The following is a 19275-nucleotide window of genomic DNA, read 5'->3' on the forward strand; positions in this document are numbered from 1 at the left end:
GGATAGAAATCCATGTAAATAAAAATGGATGTTAGCTGCAGATATGTGGGTCAGAAAGCAATTTGTCTACATTTTTGCGATAAAATATTTGTTTCCTAAAAAATTTCAGCTTCAAAAAGATTAGGGAAGTGTTGGGCTTCTCCGTGTTTGGGAAGAATAACCGCATCAAATCGCAAGGTTTTTCCAACCACATCGTTGTGGTGTGAAACCCATTCTCGGGCGGCATTTGCAATCCTTCGTTGAGAGCGTTGCGTGATTGCATATAAGCCATCATCCACACCCCGTCTGGCTTTCACCTCCACAAACACGATCGTCTGGTCTTGTTCGGCGATCAAATCGATCTCGCCCTGCTTGGTTTTGTAGCGTCTTTCAAGAATCTGCCAGCCAGCCTGACGAAGCAACATCTCTGCTTTCAACTCCGCCTGCAGGCCTTTTCGGTAAGCTGCCTGCTTCTTCAGAAGGCTGCTTTTAGTCGCTCTCGGGCTCTTCTGCGGTTCCTGCATTTTTAAGCTCCATCGCACGGGTATAAATCGTCTTTCGATCCACCCCGGTCGCTTTGGAGACTTTTTTGGCTGCTGCGCTCACTGGCATTTCTTTCAATGCCTCATGCAACAGCGCGTCTGCATCAACCTCGGTCAGTTCCTGCTCTTCAGGTGGTGAAACAAGAATAACAATTTCTCCCTTAGGGCGATCCCCCGAATAGAAATCACTCAGTTCTGCAAGGGTACCACGCTGGAAGGTCTCAAACCGCTTGGTCAGCTCGCGGGCAACAGCTGCTTTACGCTTTCCAAGAATTTCAGTCATGTCGATAAGAGAAGCCCCAACTCTGTGAGGGCTCTCATAAAACACCAGTGTCGCTGGAATATCTCTCAGTTCTTCAAGACGTTTCTTTCTGCCATGGGTCTTATTGGGCAAAAAACCAGCAAACAAAATGGTGTCAGAAGGCAAACCAGCACCTACCAGACCGCTCAACATGGCCGAAGCTCCTGGAATTGGTACCACCTTGTGCCCGTGCTCCACCACATCACCTACAAGTCGAAAACCTGGATCAGAGATGAGCGGCGTACCTGCATCGGAGACCAGCGCAACGGCTCGTCCAGCGCCCAATGCTTCCAAAATTTTGGGAAGTTGCCTGTGAGCATTGTGCTCATGATAGGTCATCATCTGCGTGCGGATGCCATAACGCTGTAACAAAACACCCGTCACACGAGTATCCTCGCAGGCAATAAGATCACAAGCAGCCAAAGTTTCCAGCGCACGGATTGTGATGTCCTGCAGATTGCCGATTGGGGTCGAAACGATGTGCAGTCCCGGTTCAATCCGTTTAGCCGTTAGCGAATGCTCGCCAATGTAGTATTTCCGCTCGGATGCAGCTTCGGAATGATCCATGGTCGCCTCGTGAAAGCTCCAGAATGGAGCAAGTTTTGCACAGTAGAGAGTGCACATCTAACCAACAAACCGCAAAATGACTAATTACAACGGGGAGTTTTTGACAGAATCCTTAAAAAAATCGCGGATTTCCTTGGGTTGAGGCTGTATTAACTGCGATGGATCTGTAGAAATAAACCAAACTAAGGCATATCTCCGAGAAGTGGGGTCCGGTTTTCGGATAAGAGTGTGCGTAAAATAATCGATTAGAGCATGGCGCGGGAACAATCGCGACGAGTTCTAAATTTAAATTGCCGGATTTCGTCCCTTGCAAAATGAGGGATTGATGGAACGGCCTTCGGAATAGATGGGGCATCCATGAGCTTAGGATCAGCCACACTGCGTGGAATGAGCTTCCGCAAACTTGTGACAGGGGCTGCACTTGGCGTCTCCTTCTTGTTGGCTGGCTGTGTTAATTCACCTAACTTCTCATCGGTGAACACTCCTTTTCAGCCTGATTTGAACCCGAACGGCCAGCCGCAGCTGGTTTCAGGCCGTGCCATCGGCAATGGCTCCGTTCGTGTTGGCCTGCTGCTGCCATACTCTGGCGAAGGTCAATCCGCCGCTTCTGTTGCCACTCTTTTCGAAAACTCCGCCAAGCTTGCACTTGAGGATTTTCAGGGAGCTGACATCCAGCTGCTCGTAAAAGACACTGGCGGAACCTCAGAGGGTGCAAGCATTGCTGCTCAGCAGGCGATCAGTGAAGGTGCAGAACTCCTTATCGGTCCGGTTTTTGCCCCAGCTGTTCAGGGTGCTTCCGCTGTTGCGCGTCGCTCTGGTGTTCCAATCGTTGCATTCTCCTCTGATATCAATGCGGCAAAGCAGGGCACGTACCTGCTCAGCTACCTGCCAGTATCTGACGTGAACCGCATTGTGTCTTATGCAGCAGAACAAGAGCGTGGCTCCTATTCTGCACTGTTGCCAAACAATGCCTATGGTGCGGTGGCTGAAGCTGCATTCCGTCAGGCTGTTGGGCAAACAAATGGCCGTATCATCACCATTGAGCGCTACATCCCGGGCAATGCTGAAGACATCCGCGCTCGCGTTGCCAGCCTGAGCCGCTCTATTTCGCAGGTGGACACTCTGTTTGTTCCTGAAGGGGGCGGTGTTCCTCCATTTGTGATGCAGGTGATGACCGAAATGGGTGCAAGCCTTGGTGAAGTGAAGATGATCGGCAGTGGTCAATGGAACACACCGGACATCCTCCAGTCTCCTGTCATGGTTGGCAGTTGGTTCCCGGGTCCGGATAACCAGAGCTTCGAGCGTCTCGCGACCCGTTACCGCGAAACCTATGGCTCTCAACCACCGCGCAATGCGTCCTTGGCTTATGATGCAACAATTCTGGCCGCTGGGCTGGTCCGCTCCGCTGGACCTGATCGCTTCTCTGACCGTGTGTTGACCAATCGTGATGGTTTCCTCGGCATTGATGGTATCTTCCGCTTCCAGCAAGATGGCCTGAATGACCGTGGACTTGCGGTTTATGCTGTTTCTGGCAAGAGGACTGCCGAACCAATTGCTCCGGCACCTCGCAGCTTCTCTGGCCAATTCTAGGCTCCGAAACTTTTGATGTTGAAAGCCTCGCTCGCAAGAGCGGGGCTTTTTTGCGTGTGGCCCTGAAAAATGGCTTCAATTGCACCTGTTATCTTGGGGCTGTGGTGATCGAAAAAGCCTAATCTGCATTGGCAAAATCGCCATTAGAGGCAAGGAGCCATGCAGGAACTACGCTTTCATCATGTCGGTATTCCAACCAGCGAAAAGCTGCCGGAAACGCACCACAACAAAACCCTTAAACTCACTGCAACAGGCTATTTTGAGGGTCCCTATGCCATTGAGTGGATGAACTTTGATGATGACAACCCACTCCCCGAGATAATCAAGACAACCCCTCATGTTGCCTATGTGGTTGATGACCTTACCGAAGCTTTGCAAGGTAAGAACGTTATTTTGTCTCCGGAAAGTCCGGCCAAAGGCGTTTGGGTCGCTTTCATTTTGGAGGGTAGAAACCTCATCGAACTCATGCAATTCGATAAACCCGAAGAGGAAATTTGGCCTCATCCCGGAAAATTCAGGATCTGAAGGCGCTGCACTGTTACCGCGATTTACTCAATGGGACGAAAGGCCTTTAGGAAACTAATGAAATCTGGAGCGAAAACGGATAGAAATACCTCAGGAAATGAGTTGGCGGGCCTGATGGTGATCAAGCCTGCGCAAAAGGTGGTTTTAAAATGCTTTCAGACAAGCGCATTCTCCTCATCATCACAGGCGGTATTGCAGCCTATAAATCGCTGGATCTGATCCGCCGCCTGCAAGAGCGAGGCGCGAAAGTTCGGGCAATTCTGACCAACGGTGGCTCCCAGTTCATCACACCGCTTGCTGTTGGTGCGTTGACGGGCGACACAGTCTTCACCGAGCTGTTTGACAGAGAAGCCGAGCACGATGTCGGCCACATCCGCTTGTCGCGAGAGGCGGATCTTGTCGTCGTCGCCCCAGCCACCGCAAATATCATGGCAAAGATGGCGCACGGGCTGGCTGACGATCTGGCCTCCTGCGTATTGCTGGCCAATGACAAACCGGTCCTCGTTGCTCCTGCTATGAACTCCAAAATGTGGAGCCACCCGGCCACCCAGCGCAACGTTGCTCAGTTGAAAGCGGATGGCCTGAATTTTGTTGGCCCCAATGCGGGTGAGATGGCGGAAAAAGGCGAAGCAGGCTATGGCCGCGTGTCCGAACCGCTGGAAATTGTTGCCGCGATTGAAGATCTCCTTTCTCCCAAAGAACAGCCCCTGAAGGGCAAACGCATTGTCATCACAGCTGGTCCAACCCATGAGCCAATTGATCCAGTGCGTTACATCGCCAATCGGTCCTCCGGCAAACAGGGCTATGCTATTGCAGAAGCCGCCGCGAACGCTGGAGCGCAAGTGACGCTTGTCTCTGGCCCGACAGTCCTGTCAGACCCGAAAGGCGTTGAGACAATTCGCGTAGAGTCTGCAAGCGCTATGCTGGCCGCAGTTGAATGTGCCTTACCAGCTGACATCGCGATCATGGCTGCAGCCGTAGCAGACTGGCGGGTTGCTCACGATAGCAACCAGAAAATCAAGAAAGACGGAACAGGCTTGCCACCAGCTCTGAGCCTTGTCGAAAATCCGGATATTTTGAAAACAGTAGGGCACTTGCAAGGCAAACGACCGAAGCTAGTGGTTGGTTTTGCTGCCGAAACAAATGACCTGATCAACAACGCCCGCGGAAAGCTGGAGCGTAAAGGTGCTGATTTGATTGTAGCAAATGATGTCAGCCCAGAGAATAACGTCATGGGCGGCGACAACAACACCGTCCGTCTCGTGACCCATAACGGCGTGGAAGATTGGCCGAAAATGGGTAAGGACGAAGTCGCTCGCCAGCTTGTCAAAAAGATTGCAGAGCTGGCTTAACCCATTCGCCAAACTGTCTCGTTAGAAGGCCGGTAAGTTCGTACCGGCCTTTTTTCTGTTTAGGCCGAAACCTGTTCGCTCTCGTGTTCTGCACTCAAAAGCGGTTTACCGAGGATCATGTCTGAAGCCTTTTCGGCAATCATGATTGTCGGCGCATTCGTATTGCCTGAGATCAGCGAAGGCATCACAGAAGCATCAATCACTCGCAGGCCTTCCAGTCCGTGCACTTTCAGGTCCGGCCCGACGACCGACATTTCATCTGTGCCCATTTTGCAAGTGCCAACAGGATGATAGATCGTCTCCGCCCTCTCCCGCACCGCTTGCTTGATACTGCGCTCATCACGACCAAATTCGTAGAGCATGTCCTCCCGGTAGTCAGAAAGCTCTGGCCCCTCCAAGATATCTCGCGTCATGCGGACACCCTTCACCAACACATCCATGTCTTCCGGATCTGTCAGATATTTCGGGTCAATACGCGGTGCATCCATCGGATTTGCTGAATTGAGCCCAACTTCCCCGGTTGATTTTGGCCGCAAAACGCAAACGTGACAGCCAAACCCGTATCCACCGTAGAGCTTTCGACCATGGTCATCGATGATGGAGATGACGAAATGTAGTTGAACGTCAGGCCTGTCTAGTTCCGGGTTGGTCTTCAAAAAAGCCCCACCCTCTGCTGCCGGAGAAGCAATTATGCCAGAGCCGTCTTTCCGCCAGCGCAGTATCTCCTTGATCAGCTGAATGCCCGGCTTCAATCCCAATCCCAGCATATCCGTTTTATTGGAGCGATAGCTTATGGTGTAATCCAGATGATCCTGCAGGTTCTTACCCACACCAGGCAGGTCATGCAGGACCGGAATGTTGTGTTTCGCCAGCTCGTCCGCTGGCCCAATGCCAGAAAGCATGAGCAACTGCGGAGACTGGAAAGCACCGGCTGAGACAATAACCTCACGTCCAGCTTTCACCGTCGCAAGTTTACCCTTCTGGCTGTATTCAACACCAACGGCTTTCTTGCCTTCAAACAACACCCGAGTACTGCGGGCATGGGTAATCACGGTCAGATTGGGGCGATCCATAACGGGATGAAGGTAGGCAGCAGCAGCCGAACAGCGCTCGCCTTTTTTATCATCCTCATGGAACTGCGTGACTTGATAAAGCCCAACGCCCTCTTGATCACCGCTGTTAAAGTCATTGTTGCGTTTAATCTGTCTGCCTTCAGCTGCAGCTAAAAAGGCATGCGATATTGGAAGAGGCGAACGTTGCTCGGAAACGTGTAAAGGCCCATCGGCCCCATGCATTCCGCTTTCACCGCGCTGATTACATTCAGATTTTTTGAAGTAGGGCAGCACATCATCAAAGGACCACCCTTCAGCACCCTGCTCCACCCAACCATCATAATCCTGTTTTTGGCCGCGGATATAAAGTTGCGCGTTGATTGCGCTGGAGCCACCCAAAGCCTTGCCGCGTGGATGGAATGTGGTCCTGTCGTTCAGCTCTGTTTGTGGAACCGAGTTAAAAGCCCAATTGTTGATGGCAAAGGGCTTTGCCGAAACCATCGCTGCAATACCAAGGGGTGCTCTTACCAAAACGGACTTTCCTTCACCACCAGCCTCAAGCAGGCAAACGGTTACTGAAGGGTCTTCTGTAAGTCGGGCTGCAAGCACACACCCTGCTGAGCCGCCTCCAACAATCACATAATCAAAATCCATTGCGCCCCTCCCCAGAAACACACCACACGCCCGAAAGCCCTCAACTCTCTCGGAAATGAAACAGCAAAAATGTCTAAAACACTTTTCTCTCGCCCCAATACGGACAAGCTGTTTTATGTTTCAATGTTAGTGAGCCTTTCCCCAAACGGAAACCTGAACATTCTGGTGAGTATGTTATGCGCTAAACTTCTCTGAGGGCGTTCTTTGAAAATAACATTTGAACGCAGAGGCTTGCTGAGGTTCTTCCCCAGTTTATCCCCTGCGCAGGTTTCTCTGGTTCGGGTCAGTCAGATCGTGCAGTCTGTTCGCCGCAGCCTGCGCAAATCGCAAAATCACCGCTTTACGGGTTGCAGCAGAAAGCTTGTGTTCCGGAGCTTCGCGAATGATTTCTGCCATGTAGTCATCAGCCAGAATGAAGCCGGTTTCTTCGGGAAAGATCTCTTGCGGGACATCCGCGCTGGTAGCGAAAAACAGCCGGTCGCAATAATCGCGGTACTCATGCCATTTATTGTCTGCTTTGAAGTCCTCAATGGATGACTTGATCTCGATAATCCAAATCTCGGACTTCTTGCCAAGAACCACCAGATCAGCCCGACGGCCTGACGCCAATGTGATCTCTGGCAGGCTCGTATGACCCAGCACTCGCAAATAGCGTTGCACCCCACGCTGGATTTTCAACGCACGTTCGGACTGACGGCCATCGACCAGCGGATCATCCAGTTGAACGCGATTTGAGCCCTTCACAAATTCCATGAAATCGTTCCCACTTTGTTCTTGGTGATACTATCAAGCTGTCTGACAATTTCAATCCAAGATTAGATCAGGGCTTCACTGAGTTTCAGGCAAAACGAAATCCAGCTTTGCTGCCAACTGCAACATCCGTTCATCAATCGGAAACTGTGCAGCGCAGTCAGCAAGGGCTTCCCGAGCTTTCCTGTGCTCAGAGCAGCTTAAATACAACTCTGCTGCACCTATCAAAAAACTCTTGCGCCAACGCTTTGGTGTCGTCTTCAACACGGCATCACGTTGCAAGGTACTATGCCACTCCTGAAGCAGTTCAGCACCCTCTTGAGGCTTTCCTTGCAACGCAAGATGTTCGGCCTTTAGCAACCCATAGCCCGGATTTGTAGAGAGTGCTCTCGATACATCTGGCAGATGCATCACTCTGCCTTCTGCGAGCGCTTGCCCCAGACGAACAAACTCCGCGCAGTCAGCAAGGTTTGGCGTGATAAGGAGACCTCGCGCCCTAAGCAGCTCAGCAACATCGCGCTGAAACGTCTTGATCAGCTGGCGAATAATGTTGAGAGAGTAGAGCTGATCATGCAACGCATGCGGCCCTGCAACCCCATAACAGAACCGGTTTGCACAATGCGGCAATCGCTGCGCGGCAAGGTATCCGTTCGTATCGACCCAATCGAATAGCCCGAAGAAGAGGTGAACGGGATACTTCATACTCTCTGATAGAAGCGCCAGCAGATCTGCCTTATCAGGAGCAGAAGGTGTCAGGTATGCAGCGCTCTGCGTGCCAACCACACCCAGCTCCAGCTCCGGTGAAAACGCATAAATCTCACCGTCCTGACGCCGCAGGCCGGTCACCAACGCCCCATAAGCCCCCATAGATGCGCCGTAATAGATGACGCGCTCCGGGTTCTCTTGCGCAATCGCTTCGTCAATCGCACGGTCAATGCCTTGTTGAGCACTTAGGTACCATTGTGAATGGATATCATTCAGAAAAACACAGGAATGCTGTGTCTTTGCAAACAAGCGCTCCAGCCCGAATTTACCAGAGGGTATCCGGACCTGAGAGAAAACAACCAGTAACACACCGCTGCGACCACCGGATTGGAACTTTACTTCCAATCCGTGAGATACACTCTGCACTGTCGTAAGCCCCTGCATTGAGCGGAGGCTTAAGGCTTCTTGCGCTTGAGATAAACGCCACCACCGGAAGCAGGCGCTGAAGATGTGTCAGATGACTTGCTTGGCGACCGGCGTGGAGGTGCTTTTTTACTCGGCTTGGCAGAAGATTTGCCCTTTGGCTTTTGAGCGAACTTACCGCCGCCCGGGCCTTTCCGCTGCCCACCAAGCTTCTGTTTTTTGCCCGCTAATTGCGCATTGCTGCGTGCACTTTTCGGCTCGCGATCTGATGGGAAGAAGGTGTATCCATCCATCTCGGGGATCTTCTTACTGATCAGCTTCTGAACAGCACGCAGCATGCCGCGATCTTCTGGCAAACAGAACGTAATCGCGTTTCCGCTCTTACCCGCACGCGCCGTGCGGCCAATGCGGTGCACGTAGTTCTCGGTCGCATTCGGCATGTCAAAGTTGATCACATGCGAAATGTCTGAAACGTCAATCCCGCGGGCTGCAACATCAGTCGCAACAAGGGTTTTCAGCTTACCGCCCTTGAATTTGTCCAGCGTCTTCTGGCGTTCTGCCTGAGACATGTCACCATGAATAGCTTCTGCTGGCACACCGTCTGCGTTTAGCCGGGCAGCTAGTCGCGCACTGCCTTTTTTGGTGAGCGTAAACACAAGAGCGCGCTCGCACTCTTCCGTTTCAAGAAGCGTCTTCAGCAAAGGATACTTGGCGTTATCTTCCAGATGCGCGATCTTCTGAATTACAGCTTCTACTGTTGTTGCTGGTGGCGCAGTGCTCACCTCAACAGGATCGCTTAGGAAGCGACCAGCAAACTCACGAATTTCTGCAGGCATAGTCGCTGAGAACAGCAGTGTCTGCCGTTTTTCCGGCAGCAGATAAGCAATCTCTTCCAGTTCTGCGATAAAGCCGAGATCCAGCATTTGGTCCGCTTCATCGAGAACGAAAATCTCCAACTCATCAAAGCTGACGCCGTTTTTGCGGTGCAAGTCGAGCAGTCGACCAGGTGTCGCCACAAGCACATCCAGACCACGCTGCAAAGCACGGAACTGCGGAGGAAATGGCACACCGCCAACAACGCAGCTGGAGTACATTTTGGTGCGGCCTGAATAGGCTTTGATGTTCTTTGAAATCTGATCCGCCAGCTCGCGAGTTGGCGTCAGAATAAGGCTGCGCACGCTCTTTGGCGCTGCGCGATACCGGCTCTCAAGCAAGCGCTGAAGAAGCGGCACTGCGAAAGCTGCGGTTTTACCCGTTCCGGTCTGAGCAAGACCAAGCAGGTCCTTGCCATCCAGAATGTATGGAATAGCGTTTTCCTGAATAGGTGTTGGCTCGTCATAACCTTTAGATTTCAGGGCGATCTGAAATGGTTTTGCAACGCCAAGTTTGTCGAAGTCGGTCAAAAGTGATCTTTCGAATGAGCAGAGTGTCCGAAGCCGGTTCTGCTGATTTCATCATGTGTTTTTTGCGCGTCCCGGAAAAGTAGAAACCGTTTTTCGATTTAGGATGCGCACAAAACAAGCTTGAAGAAGTTTGCCTTCGAGAAATCCAGCACAAAAGCAGGCAGCTTCAATTAATTCTACTGGAATAGTCTCTGAGGCTCGGTTTGATCGGGCTATTAACATAGACCCGCCACATTATGCTAGAATTATTGCAGGAGAGCATAATATTCTGGTTGTCCCGACAAGAAAAGGACGACAAATTTGGTTAGAGCAGTCCAGCTACTTGCATGTTTCATGTTCTTCTTTATGTATGGGGACCAAGAATAATGACGCTGCTTTTATGGCCCACATCCTATAAATGGCCTGCTGCTAATAACATTAAAGATTAGGGTTCGAGCTTTGATTGATGCAAATTTTGAAGACTTAGAAGAAAACGCTGAGGAAGCTTCGCGGCTTCTTGCTAACATGGCGCATCCCAAGCGCTTGATGGTGTTGTGTCGACTGGTACAGAGCGAATGTACTGTAGGTGAACTTGCAGAAGCTGTTAATCTTAGTCAGTCTGCGCTGTCTCAACACCTTGCCAAGATGCGTGCCAGCAATCTGGTTTCCACCCGTCGTAGCGCCCAGACAATCTATTATTCTCTGGCAAGTGCCGAAGTGGAATCCGTTCTGCAAACTCTCTACGGCCTGTATTGCGCTCCTCAGGAAAAAGCCTAGCAGGGCCTGCTTTAAGGCCCGGCAATGACCACAGAGCTACCATCCCACCTGCGCTTCTCTTCTGCATTCGGTAGCTGGTTGAACATGTGAAGATCCACTGGAATTTCATCTTCAGACTTCAGACCTGAAAACTCACCAAACAGACGGACGGTTTCTTCGTCCAGCGCACCGCCGATATACAGATTGGAAATATCTCCGCTCACATCGGAGAGCTTGAACCGGGTTTCCCAGAGCCAGAACACCTGTCTGTGGTCCTGATCGCTTTCATAAACCATCGTCAGCGCAGGCAGAAAGCCTGCATTAGTGTGTGGTACCGGAGGCAATTCGCCAGCAGGTGTCTCGCCTTTCAGGTATCCAGTCGCCGTTGGAACAGACCATTCCGGAGCCTTGCGCCAACCCAGGTCTGTCAATTGTTTTTCCAACTGTTCCGGCGTGCCGGACCATTGCAGTGTTATCGGCTCTTCCAGTTCACCCGTAATGGATACACGCTTGGCAGGCAGCAAACGCCAGTCCTGCAAGCGCCAGCTGGATTTTTGGATCACAACGGATTCACTGCGCGGCTCATAAGCCTCAGCAGTTGTCTTATAATTGGTGCTGATGTGCCAGACGGAAGCAATCGCCAGTGCACTCAGCGAAATGATCGTCAGCGCAGTTCTGCCAACTTTCTCGTTGTGAATGTGCCCAAACACGAATGAGAAGAAGAAGACCGTACCGGAGCCAAACAAGAGACCAGCCAGCACGTCAGAAAGCCAGTGCGCGCCAAGATAAACTCGTGAGAACCCGATCAGGATCGCAAAGGTTGCCGCCACAGAATAGATGATCGTCTTGCTCAGACGGGAACGATCATGAGCCACCAGAACCGCAATCACCCCGATCAGAACCGTATTGATCGTTGCGTGCCCCGATGGAAATGAAAATGCGTCCGCTCCAGAGTACAGCTCAATCGGACGATCGCGGCCAATCAATGCCTTGGTGATCACCACAAAGATAGAGGAGCTGACAATCGCGATGACAAAGCCTGTCGCTCTGCGCCATGCCTTCCGCCCAAACAGATAAAGCCCAACAGCCAGCGTCACGGTTGCAGTGACATGACCATCGCCCATCATGGTGATCATAACCATGACCTTATCGATGACTGGCGTCCGGGCGATCTGGAAGAAGTTGCTGATCGCAAGATCAGCCCGCGCCATCGGCATTCCCGGCGCCACAGCACCTGTAAACCAGATGAAACCGGGCAGCGTCACAAGCAGGAAGAACGCAGAGACCAGCATTCCCACACTACGTGGGTTTTCAGGGTCATACGTCCGTGCAACCCATTGGCTGAAGCGATCAGGACGGCGGGCAAACCAATTGACAGTTGCCTGATGAGATCCGCCAACGATTGGCAGAATAAACATGATCAGCCAGCGGATCAGGGCCACGGCAATCAAAAGAACCAGCAGCAAGCCACCAAGAATAATCGCCAGACGCGTATTGAACTCGCCAATCGCAAACAGAGCAGAGCCAGCCATCACACCCGGTATCAGATGGATCGCAGCCCAAGCGAAAGCAGATGTCACGTTGAAGAACGTAAAGCGGCCAAAACTCATGTCCGCCATACCGGCAATTCCAGGTACCACAGACTTCACACCCGGCACAAAACGGCCAATGAAGATGCTCTTACCGCCATGTTTGGCAAAATAGTCTTCACCGCGCTGCAGCCAATCCGGATACCTGCTTAATGGCCAGATGGTGCGCACTTTGTCTTTGTAAAAGTAGCCAAACCAGTAGGAAAACGCGTCGCCCGTTACGGCGCCTGCGGTTGTCCATAAAAAGATGCTCAGAAAGGGCAGCTCGCCAAGGCCAATAAGCGTTCCGGCGCCCACAAGAACAACCGTGCTTGGAAACACCAGTCCAATCAGAAAGAGCGCTTCGCCCATTGCGACGATAAAACAGATAAGGCCAGCGAACGCTGGGTTTGCTGCAATGAAATCAACAATGTGGTTGAGGAATGTGGTGACGAAATCGACGTTCACTGAAAAGTCTCTAGCTCTTTCATAAATGACTTAGATCGCTGGGTGACTGCTTGAAATGTATACATAGTGCCAAGGTGACCAAAATAAGGTCTGCATTCTGTTACATTTATATGCAGGCATCTGGCGCTTTGAAAGGGAAATAACAAGCCCTAATCCCTTCAAAAAGCATAATAGTCCCACTAATCAGACCCATACGTTAATTCTGGTGACGAAAAACATCGTTTAGCTCTTTAAGCAATAATACAGAATGGCTATTCTTGGCAGCAAAGCCGAATGAGCAAAAATAACATTTTACGCCATGCCCCAGATGCGAAGGTCACTTGCATGTTTCAGTCTGCAAACATTCCTCAGACAGTTAGCAAAGAGCTGCTTCAAAAAAGACTGCCTGAACTCCGTGAGGAATTGTTGGAAGTTCAGCATAAGCTGAGAGAGAACAAAGCTTTTGCAACGATCATTTTGCTCGCTGGCGTAGACGGCTCGGGTAAAGGCGCGGCGATCTCCCGTTTGTATGAGTGGATGGACACCCGTTATCTGTTCTGCAACGCCTACCATGAAGAGCGTAGCGAGTCTGAAAGCGCTCGGCCAAACTACTGGCGCTACTGGCGTGATCTGCCAGCACGGGGCGAAACCTCCATTGTGTTTGGCTCCTGGTATCAGGAACCTTTGCGTGATGCGGTTATGGGCAAGATTGACGACGCAGAGCTGGAGCGCCAGCTGTCAGCCATCAACCGCTTTGAAAAAATGCTGGCTTACGAGAACATTCTCCTTCTCAAGTTCTGGTTCACTCTTCCAAAGGCAGAGCAGCAGGAACGCCTGCATGATATCGAAGCCAAAGGCAAAAAAGGCCGTAACTTCATTGAGGAATGGTCTGGCTCAGAGCACTATCGCGCCGCGCAGACGGCTGGCGAAAAGGCATCCCTGCAAACCAGCACCGGCTATGCTCCTTGGTTTGTGATCCCCTCTCAGGATCCGGATGTTCGCGATCTCGCACTGGCTGAAACCATCGCACAATCCATGAAGAAGAAGCTGGAAAGCGGCAACGGCAATCCGGTTTCAGCTCCGGCTGTGGTCACGACCCTGTCGCAGGCCAATGCGGTGGATGCGATAGACCTGACAGCAACCATCTCCAAAGAAGACTACAAGGCAGAGCTTGAAGAGCTTCAGGACAAGATGGCGTACCTGACAGATCGCAAGCGTTTCAAAAAGTTCGGTCTAATCTCCGTCTTCCAGGGCAACGATGCAGCTGGCAAAGGTGGTTCAATCCGCCGCCTCACCCGCTCCATGGACCCACGAAACTACAAGGTGCACCCAATCGCAGCCCCTTCCGTTGAAGAAAAGCTGCACCCGTACCTCTGGCGTTTCTGGCGCCGCTTGCCGAAAAAGGGCCACAGCGCCATCTTTGACCGCTCCTGGTATGAGCGGGTTCTTGTTGAACGCGTCGAAGGCTTCTGCTCCGAAGCGGACTGGATGCGCGCCTACAACGAAATCAACGCCTTCGAAAAAGAGCTGACGGATTCCGGCTTCGTCCTCTGCAAGTTTTGGCTTGCGATTTCGGAAGAAGAGCAACTGCGCCGCTTCAAAGCCCGCGAAGAAACCGCCTACAAGAACTACAAAATCACCGAGGAAGACTGGCGTAATCGCCTCAAATGGAACGAATACGCCATCGCAGCTGGTGACATGGTGGACCGCACCTCCACCCGCTATGCGCCATGGACGTTGATCTCTTCCGAGGACAAGCGCTACGCCCGCATTCAGGTGCTTAGAACCACCGTCAATGCCCTCGAAAAGGCGATGAAGAAGAAGGACAAGGAGAGCTAACTCAGCGTCCTTCGTCTTCGACACTCCGCAACAGCTCCTGTCACACTTCGTTTTGTGACAGGACTTCAGCAGAAATCAGGTCAACCTCCTGGCCACCTCGCCAGACATTGATCGCAGCTTCAATCTTCAGCGACTTCTTCACGCCGTCATAGTCAGCAACCTGCTGCTGTTGTTCCTCGAAGAATGGTCCATCGAAGTCCATGGAAATGTCCTTCTCCATGTAGGCCTCAATGCGCAGATCATCTGGCCCCGGCTTGCTGATATCAAACCGCATGTCCTGATTGTTGGACATACACATCACCGCGTCAGAGAGCAGCGGAAACAGCCCTTGATGGCAAACTGCAAAGATGGCGGCACGTTCCTGCGAAGAGAACTGATCAAAGAAGCTCATGTCTTCAATCGGTTTTGAATCGAACGTAAAAGTTCGCTCCTGTCTGCGGTCAAAGTCCTTTTGAAACTGTATGCCCTGCTGCTCGGGGATCTTGATCCCTTCCAGCATGATGTCGTTTTTCAGGTTAGCTTCCACGCGGTCTTCATCAGGACTGCGCACATCAAATTCCAGCTTGAAATCCAAAACGCTGTAGCTGCGATAATGGGAACTGTCATAGACTTTGAAATTGTCCTGATAGTTCGCACCAGCCAGTTCGCGCAGTTGCTCAAAGGCTTTGACCTTGTTTTGGTCCGTCACACTCGGAGAATACAGATCAAACGTCAGTTTCTTCGCTGTTACGCGGTCCGTCCCGCAAAACCAGTCAACAATCTTGTCCCAGAGCCGCGTTGCCGGATTCCCAACATGGTCTCTGTCCGAGGCTCCCTTGATGTTCTCAAGATCCCCCGCTGAGATGTGCGGATTAATTTGCGGTGTGCTCAAAGCAACTGAAGATGACATGTTCCACCCTCCTGAATGCGGTCAACTGGTCATGCAGGGCATTATAAGCCTGACACCAAGGTTGTGCAGGAGGTTGCAGAGTTGCGCTGTTCTGAATGGCACTGGAACAACAAAAACATGCACTAAAAGCACCACATGGCAGCCCATGCAGTGTTGAAGCTAAGGTTCCCAAACTTGGGATGAGCAAGGCGAGCAGGCAGTGCCTGCGCTACTTGTTTAAATATGAGTCTTCGGCAGTGGCTGCTCGCCTCGCCCGGGCTTTCTTGTAATGAACAACGTCGCCTCTTTGCCTGTAAGGCACTATAGCCGGTTTCCCGGAAAGACAATGGCTTATCCAATCAGGTTTCCCTAACCGAACAGTTCCTCCGTCTTTGACAAACGCATCTGCAAAAGCAGGTTTTACTGCCGGTACATTTGCACTTGTCGCCGCGTGATACCCTACAAACTTGGGCCCTTCCCCTCAAACCATGCGGTCACGTTTGAAGTTCGGTTCACCGGACCACCAGAAAGATGCGTTACCTCTTCTGATAGCCCCGCCCAACCCACGCCTCACTGACGGACGGTCCGCCAGCAGCCCGTTGCGTGGGCATGTCTCTCAGAATATGGGAGAAAACTGGGAGGGGAATAAGTTTTAGGGATCACTCGGTTTTGCTCAGAGTGCCTGCTTAGGCATTAAGGCCTTTCATGCCCTCAGGAGTATACCGCTCGCCCACAACAGGAATGCGAGCAATTTCGGCTTCCAGTACTTGCACCTCATCTGAAGTCAGCTCAATCTCAGTGGCAGCAGCGTTCTCTTCCAGATACTTCAGTCTCTTCGTGCCCGGAATTGGCACGATATCGTTTCCCTTTGCCAACAACCAGGCGAGGGAGAGCTGCGCAGGTGTACATTTCTTCTGGTGTGCGGTCGCTGTAATCATTTTCGCGATACCCTCGTTGATGAGCAGGGCTTCTTTCGAAAATCTAGGTAGATTGGCGCGAAAATCGCCCTCTTCAAACTCCGTTTTCGAGTTGAAACTGCCCGTCAAAAATCCTCGCCCCAGCGGGGAATAAGGGACAAATCCAATGCCAAGCTCACGGCATGCAGGCAGGATTGCGCTTTCGACATCACGGGACCACAGCGAGTATTCTGTCTGCACAGCTGCAATTGGATGAACCGCATGAGCCCGGCGCAAGGTCTTCTCGTTGATCTCACAAAGCCCGATATTGCCGATCTTTCCTTCATCAACCAACTGTGAAAGCTCGCCCATCACATCCTCAACGGGTTGTTCCGGGTTAACGCGATGAACGTAGTAAAGATCAATGTAATCAACGCCCAAACGCTTCAGAGAGGCCTCACAGGCCTGCCGTGCGTATTGCCGACTATTCTCGATTGTCCGCTTGTATTCGCCGGGTTTCCGATTGATGCCGAATTTCGTTGCGATTTTGAGAGGCGCTTTCGTTTCCTTCAAAAACCGACCAATCAACTCCTCATTGTGATGAGGGCCATACATGTCAGCCGTATCGAAGAAATCTATGCCCAGCTCAACGGCTCGTGCCATCACACCCAAGGACACGCTGTCATCGTGTGAGCCATAAAACTCACTCATCCCCATGCAGCCCAGACCAAGCGCTGAGACGTTAAGTTTAGATCCAAGTTGGCGAGTTTTCATCAGAAGCTTCCTTGTGTTGCTGCTGAATACTTGCCATGTTTCAAAAATGGAAAATACGAGTAGAAATGGAAAGCTGATTTCCGAATTTGGAAATGAAGTTCTGCGTGACCTTGTATGGGATGACACCAAAGCCTTTCTGGCTGTCGCCAGAACAGGAACACTCAGCGCGGCTGCTCAACACCTACAGATCGGTGTGGCGACGCTGTCGAGAAAGATTGATCGTCTCGAAGAAACGCTGAAAATCCCTTTGTTCGTCAGGCACCAGTCCGGCTATCAGCTCACGGAGGATGGCCGTGAGCTGCTGGCAAAAGCAGAAGCGCTAGAAGCCGCAGCCGCAGCATTTTCTTCCGGCGCAAAGGCTCAGGCCGGCATTTCCGGAAAACTGCGCCTTGCCACAGCTGAAAACCTCGCCACTCACCTGATTTTGCCTGCACTGCCCGAGCTGTGCACCAGCTATCCGGACCTGCATATCGAAATTCTGACCGACGTAAGCTCAGTGAACCTGCACCGCCGTGATGCAGACCTCGCCATACGGATGGTAAAACCGGAAAGCGGCAATGTCACACTTCGCCGCTTGGGAACACTCGGCTTCGGCCTTTATGCAAGCAAAGAATATCTGCTCAAGCGAACAGAACTCGAAAAGCCTGAGAGCTATGAGGACGATGACTGCATATCCTGGAGTGAAGCGCAGGCTCACCTTGCCGCAGCACAATGGATTCGACGTGCTTTAAAAGGCCGCGAGCCCGCAGTTTTAACCTCATCACTCGCGACGCAAGTGGTCGCTGCCAACGCCGGGCTCGGTCTTGCGGTTCTCCCTCACTTCCTTGCAGCAGAAGCCGGGCTTGTCTGCGTAGAAGCCAACATCGGCGTTGATCAACAAATTTATCTGGTCATGCACTCTGATCTCGCCCACTCCCCCCGAATGCGCGTTATGGCAGACTTCCTCGCCAACCTGATCATCAAAAACCGAGCCAGATTAAGCGGCCCACCTCAGTAGACCGCTCTTCTTAAACCACATTCCGCTCAATCAGCGGATTGTTTGCGGTCAGGCGCTCAACACCAAGCTCGGAAAGGTCCAGCATCTCGTAGCGTCCTGTTACGATATGTTCGGCAAGGCCGCGTCCCACCGCAGGGCTTTGCTGAAGGCCGTGACCGGAGAAGCCCAGCGCGATGTAAAAGTCTTCAATGCCGGGCACCGGACCGGTAAATGCGTTGTGATCAAACAGGTTCACATCATAATGTCCTGCCCACGCCGCACCGGGCTTGATGGCTTCAAATGCAGGAATACGATTGGCGAGTGTTGGCCAAAGGTGTTCCTCAAAGAAGGAATAATCAACATCATAGTCGAAGGAATCCGGGTCTTGCTCTTCATCTGGTGAGCTGCCGCAGATAAAGCCTGTCCCTTCAGGGCGTACATAGGTTCCATTTGGATCAACCAGCAACGGCAGACCCGAAACCTCATCGCGGCATTCAAAGGTGAAAATCATGCGCTTTTTGGAGTGCACAGGCGCTTCAAAACCTGCTTCCATGCAAATCTGAGTACCACCTGACGCGCCTGCAGCGTTCACCACAACACCAGCTTCCACCTGTTCTCCGTTGGAGAGTGTCAAAATCCAGCTGCCTCCCATGATCTTTTCAAGATGAACCACTTGATACGGCTCATAAGGCACGTTCAGGGAGCGCGCTTTGCGGCGGAAAGCCTGCATCAGGCCATAGCCGTCAAACCAGCCTTCGCCAGAAAGACCGTGACAGCCAGCAGAAAGATCAGAGACGTTGAGCCACGGAAATTTGGCTTTCAGCGCATCAGAATCCAAAAACCCAATATCCGCACCCATCTTCTGTTGAAGCGCGTGGTTCTCTTCCAAAATGCTGCGCTTGTCTGGCGTTGCGAGAAATAGATAACCGCCCTCAACCAGATCAATGCGTGGCTGTTCGCCGTCAACTTCCAGAAGACTGCCAATATCGCGCAGGAAATCGATGCCGTAGAGCGAAATGTCGATGTTCACGGCAGAGGAGAACTGTTGGCGAATAGAAGCGGCAGAAAGCGCCGAAGCGCAATGTTGGTAAGACGGGTCTTTCTCAAAGACCGCAATGCTACCCTTGAAGTCGTCGCGTTGTGCAAGATGGTACGCCACCGATGACCCGATGACAGCCCCCCCAATAATAGCAACATCCACTGAAGCTATCGCCATAGTCACACCTGAATACTGAGAAATGAAAAAGGTAAGAACCGACGCCCGAAACAATTAGGCGGGTATTTGCGAGCGCCGGTCTAAAAGGGAGGCGAAACGCCTCCCAAGAGCAT

At 51.9% G+C, this 19275-nt stretch carries 16 protein-coding genes; 6 read left to right on the plus strand and 10 right to left on the minus strand.

Features of this window, described 5'->3' with window-relative positions; translation table 11 throughout:
• Nucleotides 1-95: 95 nt before the first annotated feature.
• A complete protein-coding gene (locus PsAD46_RS01840; RefSeq protein ID WP_153040665.1) occupies nucleotides 96-503 on the minus strand; it encodes a YraN family protein in 408 nt (135 codons plus the stop codon).
• Nucleotides 469-1389 carry a 16S rRNA (cytidine(1402)-2'-O)-methyltransferase gene (gene rsmI, locus PsAD46_RS01845; protein ID WP_063306022.1) on the minus strand — a complete coding sequence of 307 codons (921 nt, stop codon included), beginning with the start codon at nucleotides 1387-1389 and terminating at the stop codon, nucleotides 469-471. Before rsmI ends, PsAD46_RS01840 begins: the two co-directional genes overlap by 35 nt.
• Before the next feature lie 357 nt (nucleotides 1390-1746).
• On the opposite strand from rsmI, the gene PsAD46_RS01850 reads away from it, so the two are divergent.
• The 3 genes from PsAD46_RS01850 (at nucleotide 1747) to coaBC (ending at nucleotide 4856) form a co-directional block, all read left to right on the plus strand.
• Nucleotides 1747-2979, plus strand: coding sequence for a penicillin-binding protein activator (locus tag PsAD46_RS01850; protein ID WP_063303338.1), 1233 nt, complete (start codon nucleotides 1747-1749; stop codon nucleotides 2977-2979).
• A 159-nt stretch (nucleotides 2980-3138) separates the two neighbouring features.
• Nucleotides 3139-3504 carry a hypothetical protein gene (locus tag PsAD46_RS01855; RefSeq protein WP_057463154.1) on the plus strand — a complete coding sequence of 122 codons (366 nt, stop codon included), beginning with the start codon at nucleotides 3139-3141 and terminating at the stop codon, nucleotides 3502-3504.
• 149 nt (nucleotides 3505-3653) lie between these two features.
• Nucleotides 3654-4856, plus strand: a complete 1203-nt coding sequence (gene coaBC, locus PsAD46_RS01860; protein WP_063306023.1) for a bifunctional phosphopantothenoylcysteine decarboxylase/phosphopantothenate--cysteine ligase CoaBC — start codon at nucleotides 3654-3656, stop codon at nucleotides 4854-4856.
• A gap of 59 nt (nucleotides 4857-4915) precedes the next feature.
• On the opposite strand, the gene PsAD46_RS01865 is transcribed toward coaBC, so the two are convergent.
• From PsAD46_RS01865 to PsAD46_RS01880, 4 genes are all read right to left on the minus strand, one after another.
• Nucleotides 4916-6562, minus strand: coding sequence for a GMC family oxidoreductase N-terminal domain-containing protein (locus PsAD46_RS01865; protein WP_063306024.1), 1647 nt, complete (start codon nucleotides 6560-6562; stop codon nucleotides 4916-4918).
• A gap of 252 nt (nucleotides 6563-6814) precedes the next feature.
• Nucleotides 6815-7315 (minus strand): MmcB family DNA repair protein, encoded by a 501-nt coding sequence (locus PsAD46_RS01870; RefSeq protein WP_057463151.1) that lies wholly within the window; start codon nucleotides 7313-7315, stop codon nucleotides 6815-6817.
• Between the two features lie 75 nt (nucleotides 7316-7390).
• Complete coding sequence (locus tag PsAD46_RS01875; protein ID WP_208981627.1) at nucleotides 7391-8443, minus strand: hypothetical protein; 1053 nt, start codon at nucleotides 8441-8443, stop codon at nucleotides 7391-7393.
• A 29-nt stretch (nucleotides 8444-8472) separates the two neighbouring features.
• Entirely contained in the window at nucleotides 8473-9843 is a 1371-nt protein-coding gene (locus PsAD46_RS01880) for a DEAD/DEAH box helicase (protein WP_063303334.1), read from the minus strand.
• 438 nt (nucleotides 9844-10281) lie between these two features.
• On the opposite strand from PsAD46_RS01880, the gene PsAD46_RS01885 reads away from it, so the two are divergent.
• Entirely contained in the window at nucleotides 10282-10599 is a 318-nt protein-coding gene (locus tag PsAD46_RS01885; RefSeq protein ID WP_057463148.1) for a metalloregulator ArsR/SmtB family transcription factor, read from the plus strand.
• Between the two features lie 11 nt (nucleotides 10600-10610).
• Here the strand turns inward: PsAD46_RS01885 and PsAD46_RS01890 are convergent, their stop codons facing one another.
• On the minus strand, nucleotides 10611-12614 hold the full coding sequence (locus PsAD46_RS01890; RefSeq protein WP_063303333.1) for a bifunctional DedA family/phosphatase PAP2 family protein: 2004 nt from the start codon (nucleotides 12612-12614) through the stop codon (nucleotides 10611-10613).
• Nucleotides 12615-12938: 324 nt separating this feature from the next.
• Here PsAD46_RS01890 and pap point away from each other — a divergent pair, with 324 nt between their 5' ends.
• On the plus strand, nucleotides 12939-14432 hold the full coding sequence (gene pap, locus PsAD46_RS01895) for a polyphosphate:AMP phosphotransferase (protein WP_057463258.1): 1494 nt from the start codon (nucleotides 12939-12941) through the stop codon (nucleotides 14430-14432).
• Between the two features lie 40 nt (nucleotides 14433-14472).
• Here the strand turns inward: pap and PsAD46_RS01900 are convergent, their stop codons facing one another.
• Entirely contained in the window at nucleotides 14473-15321 is an 849-nt protein-coding gene (locus PsAD46_RS01900; RefSeq protein WP_063306025.1) for a hypothetical protein, read from the minus strand.
• A gap of 665 nt (nucleotides 15322-15986) precedes the next feature.
• Nucleotides 15987-16970, minus strand: coding sequence for an aldo/keto reductase (locus PsAD46_RS01905; protein ID WP_063306026.1), 984 nt, complete (start codon nucleotides 16968-16970; stop codon nucleotides 15987-15989).
• A 46-nt stretch (nucleotides 16971-17016) separates the two neighbouring features.
• On the opposite strand from PsAD46_RS01905, the gene PsAD46_RS01910 reads away from it, so the two are divergent.
• Complete coding sequence (locus PsAD46_RS01910; protein ID WP_063306183.1) at nucleotides 17017-17967, plus strand: LysR family transcriptional regulator; 951 nt, start codon at nucleotides 17017-17019, stop codon at nucleotides 17965-17967.
• A gap of 10 nt (nucleotides 17968-17977) precedes the next feature.
• Here PsAD46_RS01910 and PsAD46_RS01915 read toward each other — a convergent pair whose 3' ends face one another.
• The gene (locus PsAD46_RS01915) at nucleotides 17978-19162 is read right to left on the minus strand and encodes an FAD-binding oxidoreductase (protein WP_063306027.1); all 1185 of its coding nucleotides are present in this window, start codon (nucleotides 19160-19162) and stop codon (nucleotides 17978-17980) included.
• Nucleotides 19163-19275 lie beyond the last annotated feature (113 nt).

Source organism: Pseudovibrio sp. Ad46, from assembly GCF_001623065.1.
GTDB lineage: Bacteria > Pseudomonadota > Alphaproteobacteria > Rhizobiales > Stappiaceae > Pseudovibrio.